The organism is Tetzosporium hominis, from assembly GCF_002265435.1.
GTDB classification, from domain to species: Bacteria; Bacillota; Bacilli; order Bacillales_A; family Planococcaceae; genus Chryseomicrobium; species Chryseomicrobium hominis.
In genome coordinates, this window is record NZ_NOKQ01000120.1 from 1 (window position 1) to 275 (window position 275).

General features: G+C 41.8%; 1 protein-coding gene. It reads left to right on the forward strand.

All coding sequences use genetic code 11. The features are described 5' to 3' along the window. Positions 1-275, forward strand: a 275-nt coding sequence (locus CF394_RS00655) for a SpoIIE family protein phosphatase (protein ID WP_165767414.1), incomplete at both ends; no start/stop codon positions are given.

The following is a 275-nucleotide window of genomic DNA, read 5'->3' on the forward strand; positions in this document are numbered from 1 at the left end:
TCCACGCTTGACCTATCTATTATCGATCTACAAGATGCAAGCTGTAAATTTTTGAAGGTTGGATCGACGCCTAGCTTTATCAAACGGGGCGACCAGGTAATGAAAGTTCAAGCGAGCAATCTGCCAATCGGTATTATTAATGAATTCGATGTGGAGGTTGTGAGTGAGCAGTTGAAAGCGGGTGATCTCTTGATTATGATGAGTGACGGCATATTTGAGGGCCCTAAGCATGTAGAAAATCATGATTTATGGATGAAACGCAAAATGAAAGGGTT